The 15,260-nt window shown below is 42.5% G+C and carries 15 protein-coding genes; 10 read left to right on the top strand and 5 right to left on the bottom strand.

Going from position 1 to position 15,260, the window contains the following annotated elements; genetic code table 11:
- Positions 1-15: 15 nt before the first annotated feature.
- Entirely contained in the window at positions 16-936 is a 921-nt protein-coding gene (locus KP803_RS15215; protein ID WP_248009702.1) for a LysR family transcriptional regulator, read from the bottom strand.
- Positions 937-1,042: 106 nt separating this feature from the next.
- Between KP803_RS15215 and KP803_RS15220 the strand changes: the two genes are divergently transcribed.
- Positions 1,043-1,945 (top strand): PhzF family phenazine biosynthesis protein, encoded by a 903-nt coding sequence (locus KP803_RS15220; RefSeq protein ID WP_248009703.1) that lies wholly within the window; start codon positions 1,043-1,045, stop codon positions 1,943-1,945.
- Between the two features lie 75 nt (positions 1,946-2,020).
- Here the strand turns inward: KP803_RS15220 and KP803_RS15225 are convergent, their stop codons facing one another.
- Positions 2,021-2,197, bottom strand: coding sequence for a hypothetical protein (locus tag KP803_RS15225; protein ID WP_248009704.1), 177 nt, complete (start codon positions 2,195-2,197; stop codon positions 2,021-2,023).
- A gap of 271 nt (positions 2,198-2,468) precedes the next feature.
- Between KP803_RS15225 and KP803_RS15230 the strand changes: the two genes are divergently transcribed.
- A complete protein-coding gene (locus KP803_RS15230) occupies positions 2,469-3,062 on the top strand; it encodes an HAD family hydrolase (protein WP_248009705.1) in 594 nt (197 codons plus the stop codon).
- Positions 3,063-3,317: 255 nt separating this feature from the next.
- Here the strand turns inward: KP803_RS15230 and KP803_RS15235 are convergent, their stop codons facing one another.
- The 3 genes from KP803_RS15235 to KP803_RS15245 all read right to left on the bottom strand — a co-directional run bounded on the left by KP803_RS15235 (position 3,318) and on the right by KP803_RS15245 (position 6,384).
- Positions 3,318-3,554 carry a hypothetical protein gene (locus KP803_RS15235; RefSeq protein WP_248009706.1) on the bottom strand — a complete coding sequence of 79 codons (237 nt, stop codon included), beginning with the start codon at positions 3,552-3,554 and terminating at the stop codon, positions 3,318-3,320.
- Between the two features lie 156 nt (positions 3,555-3,710).
- The gene (locus KP803_RS15240; RefSeq protein WP_248009707.1) at positions 3,711-4,337 is read right to left on the bottom strand and encodes a D-Ala-D-Ala carboxypeptidase family metallohydrolase; all 627 of its coding nucleotides are present in this window, start codon (positions 4,335-4,337) and stop codon (positions 3,711-3,713) included.
- Positions 4,338-4,497: 160 nt separating this feature from the next.
- The gene (locus tag KP803_RS15245) at positions 4,498-6,384 is read right to left on the bottom strand and encodes a tetratricopeptide repeat-containing diguanylate cyclase (protein ID WP_248009708.1); all 1,887 of its coding nucleotides are present in this window, start codon (positions 6,382-6,384) and stop codon (positions 4,498-4,500) included.
- Between the two features lie 367 nt (positions 6,385-6,751).
- On the opposite strand from KP803_RS15245, the gene KP803_RS15250 reads away from it, so the two are divergent.
- The 8 genes from KP803_RS15250 (at position 6,752) to KP803_RS15285 (ending at position 15,182) form a co-directional block, all read left to right on the top strand.
- Entirely contained in the window at positions 6,752-7,057 is a 306-nt protein-coding gene (locus KP803_RS15250) for an isoamylase early set domain-containing protein (protein WP_248009709.1), read from the top strand.
- 131 nt (positions 7,058-7,188) lie between these two features.
- A complete protein-coding gene (locus KP803_RS15255) occupies positions 7,189-7,854 on the top strand; it encodes an alpha/beta hydrolase (RefSeq protein ID WP_248009710.1) in 666 nt (221 codons plus the stop codon).
- A gap of 187 nt (positions 7,855-8,041) precedes the next feature.
- Positions 8,042-9,040, top strand: coding sequence for a LacI family DNA-binding transcriptional regulator (locus tag KP803_RS15260; protein WP_248009711.1), 999 nt, complete (start codon positions 8,042-8,044; stop codon positions 9,038-9,040).
- 332 nt (positions 9,041-9,372) lie between these two features.
- Positions 9,373-9,696, top strand: a complete 324-nt coding sequence (locus KP803_RS15265) for a PTS sugar transporter subunit IIB (RefSeq protein ID WP_248009712.1) — start codon at positions 9,373-9,375, stop codon at positions 9,694-9,696.
- Between the two features lie 4 nt (positions 9,697-9,700).
- Complete coding sequence (locus tag KP803_RS15270; RefSeq protein ID WP_248009713.1) at positions 9,701-11,047, top strand: PTS sugar transporter subunit IIC; 1,347 nt, start codon at positions 9,701-9,703, stop codon at positions 11,045-11,047.
- The gene (locus tag KP803_RS15275) at positions 11,031-11,393 is read left to right on the top strand and encodes a PTS lactose/cellobiose transporter subunit IIA (RefSeq protein WP_248009714.1); all 363 of its coding nucleotides are present in this window, start codon (positions 11,031-11,033) and stop codon (positions 11,391-11,393) included. The genes KP803_RS15270 and KP803_RS15275 overlap by 17 nt, the downstream gene beginning before the upstream one ends.
- On the top strand, positions 11,374-12,255 hold the full coding sequence (locus tag KP803_RS15280; RefSeq protein ID WP_248009715.1) for a DUF7916 family protein: 882 nt from the start codon (positions 11,374-11,376) through the stop codon (positions 12,253-12,255). The genes KP803_RS15275 and KP803_RS15280 overlap by 20 nt, the downstream gene beginning before the upstream one ends.
- Before the next feature lie 149 nt (positions 12,256-12,404).
- Positions 12,405-15,182 carry a family 20 glycosylhydrolase gene (locus KP803_RS15285; protein WP_248009716.1) on the top strand — a complete coding sequence of 926 codons (2,778 nt, stop codon included), beginning with the start codon at positions 12,405-12,407 and terminating at the stop codon, positions 15,180-15,182.
- Positions 15,183-15,260 lie beyond the last annotated feature (78 nt).

Consider the following 15,260-nt stretch of genomic DNA (forward strand, 5'->3'; position numbering starts at 1 on the left):
GTGCTGCATGACTCATCAAATGGTTTGTTTAATCTCTTCCTTGAGCCAATGGCAAAGAGATTCATATCGCTGACTCTCAGCAAAGCTTGGTTTACATACGAGCCAATAACCGGATTGGATAGTAACCGCTGGCCCCACTTTCTCTAAGAAACCTGATTTTATATCTTGTTCAATGAGCAGGGTTCGACCCAACGCAACCCCAATGCCATTGACGGCAGCTTGCAGCATTAAATCAGCACGATCAAATCGATGCACAGAGAGATCTGATACCTCAACATCATAGGTGCTTCCTTCAAAATAATTAGTCCAATCGAATTGAGTTTGGTCTTTTTCTCCTAGGCGATCGCCTAATAGCATGGTTTCGTGACTAACAACCACCGATTTAACATCTTGCTCAAAGGTTCTAATCAACTTAGGGCTTGCGACGGGTTGCAACGTACAACGGCTCAGGCGTGTAGAGTGCAAACCAGGGTAGGGACCGATTCCAAACCTAATGGCAACATCGATAGGTTCATGATCAAAGTTCACAGGCTTGTCACTCACATTGAGAGATATATTAAGGTCATGTGAGTATGAATGACGCAGTATCGGAATCATCCATTTCATGGCGAGCGAGGAAGAGAGTGAGAGCTTTATCTGCGCGTTAGACTGAAGGTCACGTAGATTATCTAGTGCTTTAGGCCATATCGATTGTGATTCTTTCGCTGCGCGACATAATACGAGTCCTGCCTCCGTTGGAACGAGCTTTCTTGTCGTGCGTTCAAAGAGAGTAATGCCTAGGGCTTGCTCTAGCGAGCGAACTCGATGACTCACGGCTGATTGCTGAATATTGAGTGTATCTGCGGCTTTGGTGAAACTCAGTTCCTCGCCAATAGCGGCCAGCATAGGTGCTGCTTGGCTCAGGCGAATGAGCAATTTCTCTTCATTATTATTCATGAATTCAACTCATGTTTATATGAGTATTTATAGTAGTCGAACCTATCTATTATTCCTAACAACAATTATTTCGAGCAATAAGATGAAATCTTTATAGGGGAATAGCATGAATACTGAACAACGTCATATAAAAGCGCACATCGTGAATGGCTTCGTAACTAACGGGCGAGGTGGTAACCCCGCGGGGGTGGTGCTAAATGCTGATAATTATTCTGAATCGGATATGTTGAATATCGCTCAGAGAATTGGATTATCAGAAACGGCTTTTGTGTCTGAATCGCAAAGCGAAGCATTTAAGTTGGACTTTTTCACTCCAAATCGTCGAATCGCCCACTGTGGGCATGCGACCATCGCGACGTTCTCGTATTTGGCTGAAAGTGGTGTGCTCAAAGAAGGTGGCTCAAGTAAAGAAACAGTGGATGGGCCGCGAAAGATACTCATTAAAAATGGTGCGGCTTACATGGAGCAATTAGCGCCGAGTTACTACCAAGAAAATGATTGGATATCGAAGGGTGTCACTATTGCCGATGTTCTTGCATCTTTAAACATATCCAAACAGAGCTTGAATTTGAGCGTACCGATTACACTGGTCAATACTGGGAATAGTTTCATGATTATTGGGGTTCGAAGTGGTGAAGATCTAAAAAATATAACCCCTAAGTTTGAACTGATTACAGAGATTAGCGAAAAGCTGGATTTGATTGGATATTATGTTTACACAGTCGATGAAACTGTAACGGATAAAGACGCAACAACTCGTATGTTTGCACCGAGATTTGCTATAGAAGAAGAGTCAGCAACGGGTATGGCTGCAGGGCCACTGGCATGCTATTTACATGATTATCTCGGTGCTCAACAAAACACATTTCATATCGAACAGGGCACCTATATGGAGCCTGCTTCTACGAGTTTAATTTCGGTCGAACTTGAAGTCGAAAGTGGAAAGATTATCGGTTTAATGGCTGGCGGATATGGTCAGGTTATGCGTGACTTGGATATTTATATTTAGACATGAGTGGTCAGCCGGCTTAACAGAGAAGAGATCTACCTTCTAGACTTCTTCTCTAATTATTTGAACTGTGCGCTAGTTAACCGCTGTTTCTGAAGATCTGTGCCCCTCAATGTGAGGTGCTTCAGCGTGCGTATTGAGATTAAGTTGGTAGGCATCATAAGTGCAGTCTCCGATAGCATGCCTTGGACAGACATGAACATCGGCTCTACTGATTAATTCTGTATGGCAGTTTGGGCAGTACTTTTCCATTGTAACCTCCAGTTTAGCTAATGATTGCCCTAGTCTTAATTGGCTTAGTGATTAAACTCTAGTCAACAAGTCTACTATCGGTATGAACAAACAATGCTAACTAACACCTATTAACCTTTGCTTACACTTTTATGAAAGATGGCTAATAATGGTTTATATCGTGTTGCGAACGTTTCTAATCCGCGTAGAGTGGAAGTACGATATTGTTTTCGTTAATGTTATAGCTAATGAAGCGAACAGATGTCTTTGACGAGTTTGCTCTGGAGTCACGATGAACCTTTCTCATATTAAAGCAGTACTCTTCGATCTTGATGGCACGCTGGTGGACTCTAAGCTCGACTTTCATCAACTACGCCAACAACTTGGCTTTCCTACTGGAGAGCCGATTCTTGAATTCATCGATCAAATAGAGAGCGAAACGGAAAGAGTCGCAGCCAATCAAATGGTTTTCGATTTTGAAATGAAAGCGGCCAAAACAGCGAGTTTAATGCCTGGAGCGTTAGAGCTTATTAGTACATTGCATAAAGATGGTTACCCAACGGCTATTCTGACTCGAAACATAAGGCAAGCAAGCCAAATGATGCTTACGAACTTGTCCTTGCCGATTGATTTGATGCTCACACGAGAAGATTGTTCACCTAAACCCAGCCCTGAAGGGCTATATATTCTTGCTAACAAGCTAAAGTTAGATGTCAGCGAACTGGTTTACGTGGGTGACTACAAGTTTGATTTAGAAGCAGCCCGAAATGCCAATATGCTCGCGTGTCTTTTTGACAGAGACGGCGACAGTGAGTTTAAGCACCAAGCAGATATCGTGATTAATAACTTTGAACAACTCTTGGATATGCTAAGGACAGATGCTTAATTGATAAGGCATTACTCATTCTATTGAGGTAATAGAGTAGAGTTCTTGCCTTTTCTATTGCAGCCAGTAAGCTACTGGAACTTTCAACTATCCACTTACTAGGCTCGGTATGTTTATCTTTATTCGTCTTTTTAAACTCACGATCATTTGTGCGCTGTTTTTCACTATTTTTGATCTTATTGAGTCTGGAGAGATCACTTGGGTTGGTCGCTTAATGAGTAGTGTTAATCTGTAAACATCCCTTTAGCAAGTGCTCTAACGAACTTCAAGGCCCAAATTATACTGAGCTAAGCAGCGAGTGACGTAGCTGATTTTCAAAAACGCAGCGATAACAATAGTGCCTAAGTGAGCCGCAATTTGTACAGGCAAGCTAAACTGCTCAGCCAGCGGGTAGGCAATGATTATACTGGCGATCATTGCGATAAATGTAAGCGCCAAAACAATGTTAGAAGCAGTAAGTAGAGTTTGGAATCGCTGAGTCGTATTTGTCATAGTAATCACCTAAGTAATAATAGTTACTATTTACATTGCGATATCCATGCCAACCTTTAAAGTTCTTAATTATCATGGGCATATAAATTTCTTTGATTTAAATTATGTAATAATGACATAGATTAAAGTTGGTCATAATGACCTATGTGTGTTTTTCTACCAGCTTCGATATCCACAGGTGTCAATGTGAAAACGCACACCAGAATAGAGCCCTAATCCTACATTATGTTTCGGCCCGACTTTAGCGTGAATTGTTTTTAGCTTCTTATGTAAATCTGGGCGAGAAATGTCTGAGGCCGGTACAAGATCCAGTGCGCAAAACTCCAAATGTTTGCTACGTAGCGCCCCTCCAGCTTGTTGGTTGTATAGGTCTGTTCGTTCACCTGAAACAGGAATCACAACCCCGATCTCAGGTTCAATATGGGTTTGAATAAAGGTGAGAGTACGTATCATGTTGGGCAGGTGTTTGGCGTTTGGAAGCGTAAATAACGTTGTATTGCTCATTACCCAATCCGTTCCTTGCAATAGAATCAAATGAAGCGGCATGCTACGCGTAATCCCTGCATCTCTTAGCTGTTTTCCTATCTTCATGACTTTGTCTTCGGCATGGTTGAGCAGCATCCAACCACGAAATGCCGTTCGGGTAGGGACTTTGTAACCGTGAACATCAACAACAAGATCGCTGTAGTCAATTTCGGTGTCTTCCGTATAGAGCTTTTGCAATTCTTCAGAATTGATCTGAGTCGTTGAGAGAAGTAGAGCAATAAAAAGATGGGAAAACATAGTGAACTCCAATGATAGAGGTTCATTGAGTATAGACGGTGGTTTCTAATGGGTGGGTGAAGGAAGAGTCGATAGATACCTCATACCTCTAATAGCGGGTAAGGAGCAGGAATAGGATCAAGAGCATAGGACAAAGTGGCTGAGCTAGTGTCTCAGCCATTTATGGAAACGTCGCTTGGTTTCGTCCGTTTTGTTTTGATTGATATAAGAAAGTATCGGCTTCAACGAACGGAGAGGTGTCGTGTCGAAGTGTATCAATAGTATTAGGCTTACTGCTGCCGACTGAAATGGTAATAGTCAGCTCTCCAGCTTTAGTGACATAGGCTTCGCCACTGATTAATTCCAATAAAGATCGAACTCGAGACTCAATATCCTCGCTCTCTTTGAGCAAACACAAGAACTCTTCACCACCCCAGCGAATCAGTAGTTCATCACCATTGATCTTTTGTTTTAACCTTTTAGCTGTTGTGATCAAAACCTTGTCACCAATATCATGGCCATAGGTGTCATTAATACTTTTAAACCAATCGAGATCGATAAGGACGACTCGATATTGTGTTCCCTTTTCCAGTTTGGACCCTGATTCAATTTGGTTTTGGTAATAACGGCGGTTATTGACGCCGGTGAGTGGGTCTTGATAGGAAAGCTGCTGTAACTCTATATTTCGGTTGCTGACTTTAAGTGTACTACGAATCACGAATACAAGGACAAGTAGGCCAATCGCTCCCCAGATAGAAAGAATACGAAATCGTAATTTCTCTTTTCCAAGTTGGAGCGCATTGAGTTTATTTTGTACATTGAGCAAATCTCGTTCTTTCTGAACTTCTTGAGTGTCAAAAGCAAATTCCAAAGCATAAATCTCGTTTACAAATTGCTCGCGCTCTTTCGCGTTATATTTTTTATAAATCTTTAATGCTTCTGCTGGCCGATTAAGCTGTTCATAGATTTCAGCTTTGGCCTGATAGCTTCGAATTAACCAGCGCTCATAGCTAATTTGAGTAAACGTGGTAATGCCTTGCTCCAAAGAGTCTAAGGCTTCTGAATACGATTCAAGTGACATGAGCGCTTTGGCAGAGATAAATTGACAGATACCATTTTGTTTAGGGTAGCGGCTGATACTTGGGTGGTTTTGACATTGCACAGATGTGTCTAGTGCTGCTTGGTACTGATTTTCAAGTATAAGCAGGCGAGCCTCGACCTTTAATTTTAGAATGTGGTAATAATCACTAGAGTCATCGTGAAGGTAAGACAATGCAAGGTGAAACGCTTGTCTGGCATTAATGGGATCGTTTAGTTTGTTATAAATAAAAGATTGGTTAAACAGAACAACCAATAACCGTTCATTAGGTGCATTGTCACTGGCTTTGAAAATAACGTAAGCCTGTTTGAGGTATTCTAGTGCGGGTTCCCATTGTTCTAGATGAACGTAGAGTAGCCCTAGGTTATTGTAAAAACGTCCATTATATTCATTGGTGGGGTATTTTTTCCCAAGCTCTAGACCTTTGTAAAAATAGAACTGTGACGCTTTGAGTTTGTTTGAGGCATTATAAAGTGCGCCAGCAGTATTGTAGGCCCGTAGTAATAGAAACTCGGCTCGAATACGTTCTGCAATCTCAATGGCTTTTACGATTTTTTCAATACCTTGCTCGACCTCTCCGCTTTTAACGGAGCTTTCCGCCTGTTCAATCAGTAACTGCGCCTTTAGCCAATCAATATCCTGCTCGTTAGCCAGTTGAGACAGTTGCTGATCAAGGCTTACAACAACGGATGTCTGCTCTCGCTGTTTGGCCATTTGACGCTTCAGAAGTAGGTTAACGATGCTTTCGATTGTGCTCCAAGACGCCGCTTCATCAGCTTCTAACGCCAATAAGCTTAGATGGGCTTTGTCTAAATCTTGATGGAGGAGCTTTCCAATACGAATAAGTTCTCTTCCTACCGGCGTATCAGGTAATTGAGTTTCAGGACCTACTGTAATAGCGGTTTGTGGAGAGGATAGATGTTTGGTACTAAACAAAAAAACTTCGATGGTGATGATAGTAAGCATCATAAATAGTGACGCTACAATAATGATCCCAACTCTTTTTAAAAGTGTGTCTTTGCTTATCAATGTCTTTTCTCTAGCACGATTATGTTTGCCTACCCACAGTTTGCGTGGTGGTCGCCTAAGTATAGCGTGAATCAATAATTCAAACTAATGGGTCGTCTATTAAAGATAGATTTTGGGTTTTTGATGATATGTCATGGATAATCAATTCAGTGAACCGTATCGCAAGGGTTGCACCAAAATGCAATAAGTTGCACTATAATCGTACTCGTTAGAGGTGATTATTGAGAATAAATAAAGGAATTCACTCAGTATTGGGTGGCATTTTATTTGCATTATTTCAGTTGGTTAACTTTCAAAAGGAAGAGATATGTTTACAAAGCGTTACTTTAAGACAAAAGATGAAGTTGAAGTGACTTTTCAGTGGCCAAAGCAAGATCCAGAAATAACTAGTGTTGCTGTCTGTGGTGATTTTAACCAGTGGCAACCGACAGTATTGAAGCTAAATCGTCAAAAAGTCTTCACAACAAAAATTCGTCTGCCTAAAGAGAGCAACTTTGAATTTCGTTATTTGATTAACGAATCTGAATGGGAAAATGATCCTGCTGCTGACGGCTATACTGGCAACTCTTATGGCAGTGACAACAGTGTCTTGTTGACTTATCAAACGGCATAAGAGCTAAATAAGATTTTAAGATATGAAGCCCAAGTGAATCACTTGGGCTTCTTTAATTGAAATTCTTGTGTTTGCGTATCGGGCTCAGGTGTAAACTAACATTCCTTTTTGATGGATATAAGAAAACCACTATGGAATATTTACCGAGCGTTGATATCGGACCAACCTCTAATGCTACAGCTTCAGTTATTTGGTTACACGGTTTAGGAGCTGATGGCCATGATTTTGAGCCTATCGCAAGGGCGTTGAATCTCCCTAAAAGTTTGGCAGTTCGTTTTATCTTTCCACACTCTCCCTCGATACCTGTCACGATCAATGGCGGTATGGTGATGCCCGCCTGGTACGATATTTTAGATATGAGCATCGAACGAAAGGTTGATGTGCAACAGCTCAATGAGTCAGCCAATGCTATTCAGGCGCTAATAGACCGAGAAGTTGAGCGTGGTATAGAACCAAGTCGTATTATCCTTGCTGGGTTCTCTCAAGGCGGTGCAGTAGCTTACCAAGCGGCATTATCTTATCGTCAACCACTCGCAGGCTTATTGGCAATGTCGACCTACTTTGCCACTAAAGATAGTATCCAAATACACGATAGCAATAAGAGCATGAATATTGCGATTATGCACGGCTCTTTAGATCCTGTTGTTGTTCCTCAATTAGGGGTTCAAGCTGTGGAAGCGCTAGAGAAAAAAGGCTTTACGCCGAGCTTTCAGCAATACGCGATGGAACATTGTGTATGCGAAGAGCAAATTGCTGATATTTCAGCTTGGATACAGGAAAGGTTGATTGAGCTATAGGGCTCAATCAATAATCGACAGACTTACTTTTTCTTTCATATAGAAAGGTAGTCCTATTGTCTGAGAACAATGATCAAGTCGATCTTTTTCTAAGTTCACATTCTCGTATTAAAGATAATAGCTCCTCAAGTGACTCTATTTTCTGTTATCTTAATTTTAATGAGCTTTATGGTCTTAAGAGGCATGAATGACGACAATTTCTGATGTATCCCGTATGGCTGGTGTTTCGAAAGCCACTGTATCAAGAGTGATTAACGGGACAGGACAAGTCAAAGAAAGCACAAAAAAGATAGTTAACTCAGTAATGAAAGAGTTGAATTATAAACCTAGCTCTGTGGCGCGAGCATTAGCGACTCGAAGTGGAAACAGCGTTGGCCTTGTGTTGTCTGATTATACGGGCAGTTACTTTGGTATCCTACTTAAGCAAGCATCAGTCAGTGCAGACCAAATGGGTAAGCAGTTACTTATTGCAGATGGACACAATCAAGCGGAAAGCGAGCTAGAGGCCGTTCATTCTTTGGTTGAGAAAAAGTGTGATGTCATTGTTCTTTACAGCCGAATGTTGTCTGCTGAGCAAGTGATAGCATTAAATAAATCGATAGATATTCCATTGGTAAATGTGGGTCGAATATTGCCTGATGAAGCTGGTTACTCTATTGCATTTGATCAAAAAAATGCAGTAGAACTCGCTTTCGATCACTTAATTGAGTTAGGGCATCGAGATATTACTTATATTGGCCCTGCGCCGACGACACCTACGTCAATATCTCGAAGCGAAGGGTTTACATTAGCTAAGAATAAACATCAAAACCTCACTATTATATCTCGCCTTTGCCACTGCTCATTTGGTTATATTGAAGGTTATGCGGCAGGAAAAACCTTATTGGAAAGTGGGGAGTATGGTAGTGCACTCCTTGCCGCTTCTGATGATATCGCTGTTGGTTGTATTAAGGCCTTTACGGAGAAGGGTATCTCTGTACCTGACGAGGTATCGGTAGTCAGTATCGATAATGATCCATACAGTGCCTTTGTTACTCCTGCTTTAACAACCGTTGATCTCCCCATTCAAGCAATCATGGCTCGAGCAATGGAAGTGGCTCAGAAATTGGCTCAAGGAGAAATAGACTTTGAATCAGAAACAATGAGAGGCTACTTGGTTTCTCGGGATTCTACTCGACAACACTAATATTCATGCTCTAGACCCTTAACTAACACATTTGTTTCTCTCCCTATCTAGTGATGTTATTTCTTAGAAATAGCATCACTGTAATATGCTCCCCTCCAGTTAAAAGCACAGTTTCCCATAGAGGAATACTTCGATAATCGCTTACAATTCAATCTATCAACAGAGATGTGTGTCTCAATTTTACCCTTAATCCTCTTAAAAACTATTGATCAATGTTGCATATCAATCTAATTCATAAACGCTGCGAATGTAACTGAGTTATAAATGTAACCGGTTACTGAAACCGGTTACATTTGGTTCTCAGACTGGGAACATACCTAAGGAGAGGATAGATGAAAATATTTTTATGCTGTGCTGCTGGCATGTCAACAAGCATGCTTGTTGCGAAAATGGAAAGTACTGCGAAAGAAAAAGGGGTGGATTGTGAAATTTCAGCTCACTCTATTTCTGAATTTGATGAGTGTATTCAATGGAGTGATGTTTGTTTAGTTGCCCCACAGGTGAAGTTTAAATACGAAGAATTTAAAACCAGTGCGACCAACTTGGGCAAAGGTTGCGGGCTAATCAACATGATGGATTATGGCATGTTGAATGGAGAAGCGGTGTTAGAACAAGCACTGGGTTTGTATCAAACGCACGCGACAATGGAGAGTTAGTACAATGGCAATTTTCGATAAGGTATTAAGTTTTGTAGAAAACGTTGTCGCCCCAGTGGCAGGTAAAATCTCAGCGCAAAAGCACGTTAATGCCATCAAAGATGGTTTTGTTTCGACGATGCCATTTCTAATTGTAGGCTCTATGTTGTTGGTATTAGCGTTTCCTCCATCTGAGGGGAATGCCTTTTTTGATGCATGGCATGGCTTAATTGAAGTCATCGGTTTCGACAATATCATGGCCCCATTCCAATTGAGCATGGGGATCTTTGCGATATATGCATCATTTGGCATCGGGTTCAGCCTGGCTGAAGCTTATAAATTACGCCCAATGAACACGGGTATGTTGTCTATGTTTGCTTTTTTGCTCGCAGCTGCACCTATGGTTAGCGTTGATATTGGTGGTGTGTTACCAGGCGCATTCCTTGGTGGTACAGGGGCGTTTACTGCCATCATTTGTGGTCTTTTTGTCCCTGAGATGCAGCGTTTGCTTATTAAGTACAATATTCGAATTAAAATGCCTGCGGCGGTGCCACCAAAGATCTCTGCATCATTTGATTTGTTAATTCCAATCGTATTTATCTCAATCATCGTTATGTCTGTAAACGTATATTTGAATCAGTACGGTATGAAAATCCCATCGGCGATTATGGAGCTTTTCCAGCCGCTTGTACTGGCTTCAGACAGCTTCATCGCGTGTTTACTTGCTGTATTACTCGTTCAAATGCTGTGGTTCAGTGGTATTCATGGTGGATCGGTTGTAGGCGGTATTATTGGGCCGATGTTGCTGATCAACTTAGGGTTAAACCAAGACGCCTTAGCAGCCGGTGAACCACTTCCTGCTATTTTCATTAACCCAGTGATGGACTTTTTCATCTTTGTAGGCGGTGCTGGTGGTACGTGGGGCCTAGTCGTATTGATGATGCGTTCTAAAGCTACTCAACTGAAAACTATCGGTAAAATGTCAATTATTCCGGGCACCTTTAACATTAACGAGCCAGTAATCTTCGGTACTCCAATCGTGATGAATCCAATCTATTTTATTCCCTGGATGCTTGCTCCAACACTGAACACTGCAATCGTTTGGATGGCGTTTAAAACGGGATTCTTAGCTAAAATCATTGCGATTCCACCGTGGACGATGCCAGCACCGATCGGAGCCATTATTGCAACAAATTCAGGAACCGCAGCTCTAGTTGTATTAAGCAGTATCGTAGTGAGCGCCATTGTTTTCTATCCATTCCTTAAGGTTCATGAACGCCAATTACTCGCGGAAGAAAAAGCGATGGAAACAAAGAAGAAATCGGCGACTACAACGGTAGCAGGAGGTGGCTTAGATGCAGTTCGAAATTAATAGTGAATCTGAAATCACAGAAGAGTTTTTGATGACTCTACTTTGTCAGGTGGGGGAAGCTCGCTCTTCTTTTATGGAAGCGATGCGTGTTGCGAGAAAAGGGCAATTTAAGAAGGCGGAAACTTTTCTTAAATCTGGAGATGAAGCGTTAGTGAGTGTACACAAATCTCAAACGTCTTTGATTGGGTTTGATGAGGGCGCAGGGAAGGTCACTATGACGTTGATCTTGACGCATATCCAAGACCATATCATGACAACGATGTTGTGCCGCGAGTTAGCGGAAGAAATTGTTGCCATTCATTATCAGCTACAAAGGAGTAATACTCGTGAAAAAGCGCATATTTGATTACACGGCTGAAGATGTTCGAAGTGCCTCGCGCGAACAAATTGTAAACAGCATTAGAAACTCAGAAGGCCGCACCATTATGGTGGAGAATGTAGTGTCAATTACCCCGCCAATCGATTTAGTGTCAGGGCCTGAAATTGCTGCGGCATTCGGTGCTGATATGATCACGCTGAATTGTTTGGATGTCATGGATCCGAAAGTCAAAGTACTGTCTGAGGTGGCTGACGAGTTCATGACCATCGAGCAAGTGAAAGCGTTAACTGGCCGTTTAGTGGGCTGCAACTTAGAGCCAATACCAGCTGATGTCAGCCATGTAGATGTGGGCCGAACGGTAACGAAAGAAACGGTTGAGCGAGCGGTTGAGCTAGGTCTTGATTATGTGATGTTAACGGGAAACCCAGGCAATTGCGTAACTCAAGAAACCATTATGGAAGCCATTGGTTTAGTACGTAACGTCTCGAAAGAGATCATTATTGTCGCAGGCAAAATGCACGCAGGAGGCGTAGGAAACGATTACAACCTAAACATCGTTCCTGGGTTCGCAGAAGCTGGTGCGGATATCATGATGTTCCCTGCACCGTACACCACCCCTGGTGTTTGTGCAGACCAGGCAAAAGAGATGATCTCTGCTGTACACAAAAGTGGCATGTTAGGCATGTTAGCCATTGGTACCTCTCAAGAAGGGGCGACAGAGTCTTATATTGAGAAAGTAGCGATGGCTTCGAAAGCCGCTGGTGCGGATATCGTGCATATCGGTGATGGTGGATACAGTGGTATTGCTCCCCCAGAAAATATTATGCGGCTTGGCCTCACCCTTCGTGGCCGTCGACACCAATATAAGCGGATGATCAACCGCAGATAACATTTATCGGCCAAAAAGGCTGATATCAAATAGCAAGGTTCATCCAATTGATGAATGGGCCTTCGCTATTGTGCCCGATTACAACCCCCAATCATTTGTATACACATGAGCAAATTGCTCATGTGATTTAATCATGGAGTGAATTTAGAATGAACAAGGTAAAGTTACCATTAAAACTTCTAACGATCGCATTGGCTTCAAGTATGGCTATGCCTACGATGGCGCTTGCTGATACCTATCACCCGCAAGCCGAGCAGTTGGATTTATTATGGAAAGTTATCGATCATAATATAGGTGAAAATAAGTTCCTTGGCAGTTTGACCATTACGAATAATGGTTCAGAAGCGCTTGGCGAAAGTGGATGGTCACTGTATTACAGCTCAGTGCGTCCGCCCGCATCTGTATTACCATTAGACAGTGAAGACGGAAACCTTGCGCGTGAAGAAATCGCAGCGCAAAACCTGGTCTTAAAAAATGCCGACGTATCAAAAAGTGGCGATTACTTTGTGCTAGAGCCTGTTGCTGGGTTTGAACCAATTCACCCGGGAGAATCACGCGAGATCTTTATTACGGCTCAGTATTGGCAAATGCTGAAAAATGACTCGCCTTCAGGTTTCCATATTTCTTTTAATGGTGACGTGCCACGAGCCGTTTCTGTTGATGTAAAAATGGACCCATCGGATCTAAAGCAAACGAGGCAGAGCATACATGACACTATGCCAGTACAAACCCCCTTGCTTCGATTTGATGAAAATACAACGGCAACGATGGATCTAGCACTGGAAAATCGAGTTGTTCCTCAATTGCAATCGGCTCAAGATAAAGACGGTGCGTTTCTAACTTTGCTTGGTTGGATGGGAGCGATTAATGCCCCTGATAGCCTTAATAAAGAAGCGTTGTATTTGCAAAGTGCGTTACAAGATCTCATCGTCGGCGAATTCCCGATTAATTCTGGGCAAGCAGATACGGCTAATTTGATTACGCTTAAATTGAACCCGAGTTTAGACACTGACTCAGATGGCACACCAGATAACGAAGGGTATCGGATTGAGATTGACCCATTTGATGGCATTGTCATAGAAGGTAAAGATGCAAGTGGCGTATTTTATGGTATTCAAACGTTAAGGCAGTTGATCCCACAAGATGTGTATAAAGCGTCTGTGGTTGGAAACAAAATGCAGCATGCCGTTCTACCTGCAATGAGTGCACTGGATGCTCCTCGTTTTGAATATCGCGGAATGATGCTAGATGTTGCGCGTAACTTCCAAAGCAAAGAAACGGTATTGAAGCTGATTGATTTGTTGGCTTATTACAAGATCAATAAATTTGAAATCAATATTGCTAACGATGAAGGCTGGCGTATCGAGATCCCTGGAATTCCAGAGCTGACGGAGTTCGGCTCTAAACGAGGTTTCGACACGGAAGAAACGACCATGTTGCATACGTTTATGGGGTCGAGTAATGAGTTTCAGTCGGGTGATGGTATTGAAGGCAAACCAAGTAATGTTGTCGAAGCGAACAACGGTGTCGTGCCTGAATTCCAAGGCTTTGAAATTGCACAACAGAATTACCTAGGAAAAGGCTGGGGGTACTATACGGTTGAAGATTTTAAGGAGATCCTTAAATACGCAGCAGACCGTCACATAGATGTTATTTTGGAATACGATTTTCCTGCTCACGCGCGTGCAGCGATCAAGGCGATGGAGTACCGTTACAACAAGTACAAAGACAGCGATCTTGTTGAAGCAAATCGATATCGATTAATCGATCCACAGGATGAATCACAGTTCTACACACCTCAGTTCTATACGGATAATCTGGTTAACCCGTCATTACCTGGAACGTATGAGTTCCTAAACAAGGTGATCAGTGAAACCAAAGCTATGTACGATGCGGTTCCGGATGCGGAAGTGACGCGTCTTCATGGTGGTGGTGATGAGTTACCTCACTTAGGGCCTAATGAGTGGTGGGCAAAATCCCCAGCCATCCAAGCTAACCCAGAGACAGCAGGAAAAACAGACGCAGAACTATTTGATTACTTTTTCGTGAAGTGGGCGAATATCATTCGACAAAATGGTTTCCAAATGGCGAGTTGGGGTGACGTACTCACACATAACGGAACAGGCAATGCGGATTATGGCGAAATCTTCCCAATATTTTGGAACAACGTATGGGGGTGGGGAAATGAACACCAGTCATACGTGTTTGCAAACCAAGGCTATAAAGTGGTTCTGTCCCATGCGACAAATTTGTATTTTGACCTCGCCTATAATAAACACCCAGACGAAATTGGTTATCACTGGGCGGGTTACACTGACACTAAGAAAACCTTTGAATACCGCCCTTTCAATATTTACGCGAATGGCAAAACCGATAAGCTAGGCAATGCGGTTCCTTGGAATCCAGTATGGGTGCACTTGTCTGAAGAAGGCAAGAGCAATGTATCTGGATTGCAGGGGCAGTTATTTGCAGAAAATGCGAAGTCTCCAGAGATCATGGAATACTTAGTGTTTCCAAAATTACTTGGTGTTGCGGAGCGTGCTTGGGTGACCGATATGCCTGTAGAGGATCAACCTGATGTAAATGGCAAAACAGCGATGGATCGTGCGTGGGATGTGTTCTCAAATACACTGGGCAAGCATGCTTTAGCAAAACTGGAATATATCCAGCCCGTTGATACTTATAATCAAATTGGCGAAGAAGTGGGCGTTAACTACCGTATACCGCTTCCTGGTGCCGTGATTGAATCGGGTAAACTTACGATTAATACACGATTCCCAGGATTACAGAATCAGTACTCTCTCGATGAGGGGAAAACTTGGATTCCATACTATGGGTCAGTTGACGTTAGTCATACGGCGAATGTAAAAACTCGAAGTGTTACCCACTCAGGCCGTAGTAGCCGTGTGGAAAGTGTTCAGCAATAACCTTCCATAGTAGGAATAAGCCAGCCGCCCCCTATGGCTGGCTTTTTTTATGTGAATGTCTTGTCCTGAAACGAACTC

This window comes from Vibrio amylolyticus (assembly GCF_023145695.1).
GTDB lineage: Bacteria > Pseudomonadota > Gammaproteobacteria > Enterobacterales > Vibrionaceae > Vibrio > Vibrio amylolyticus.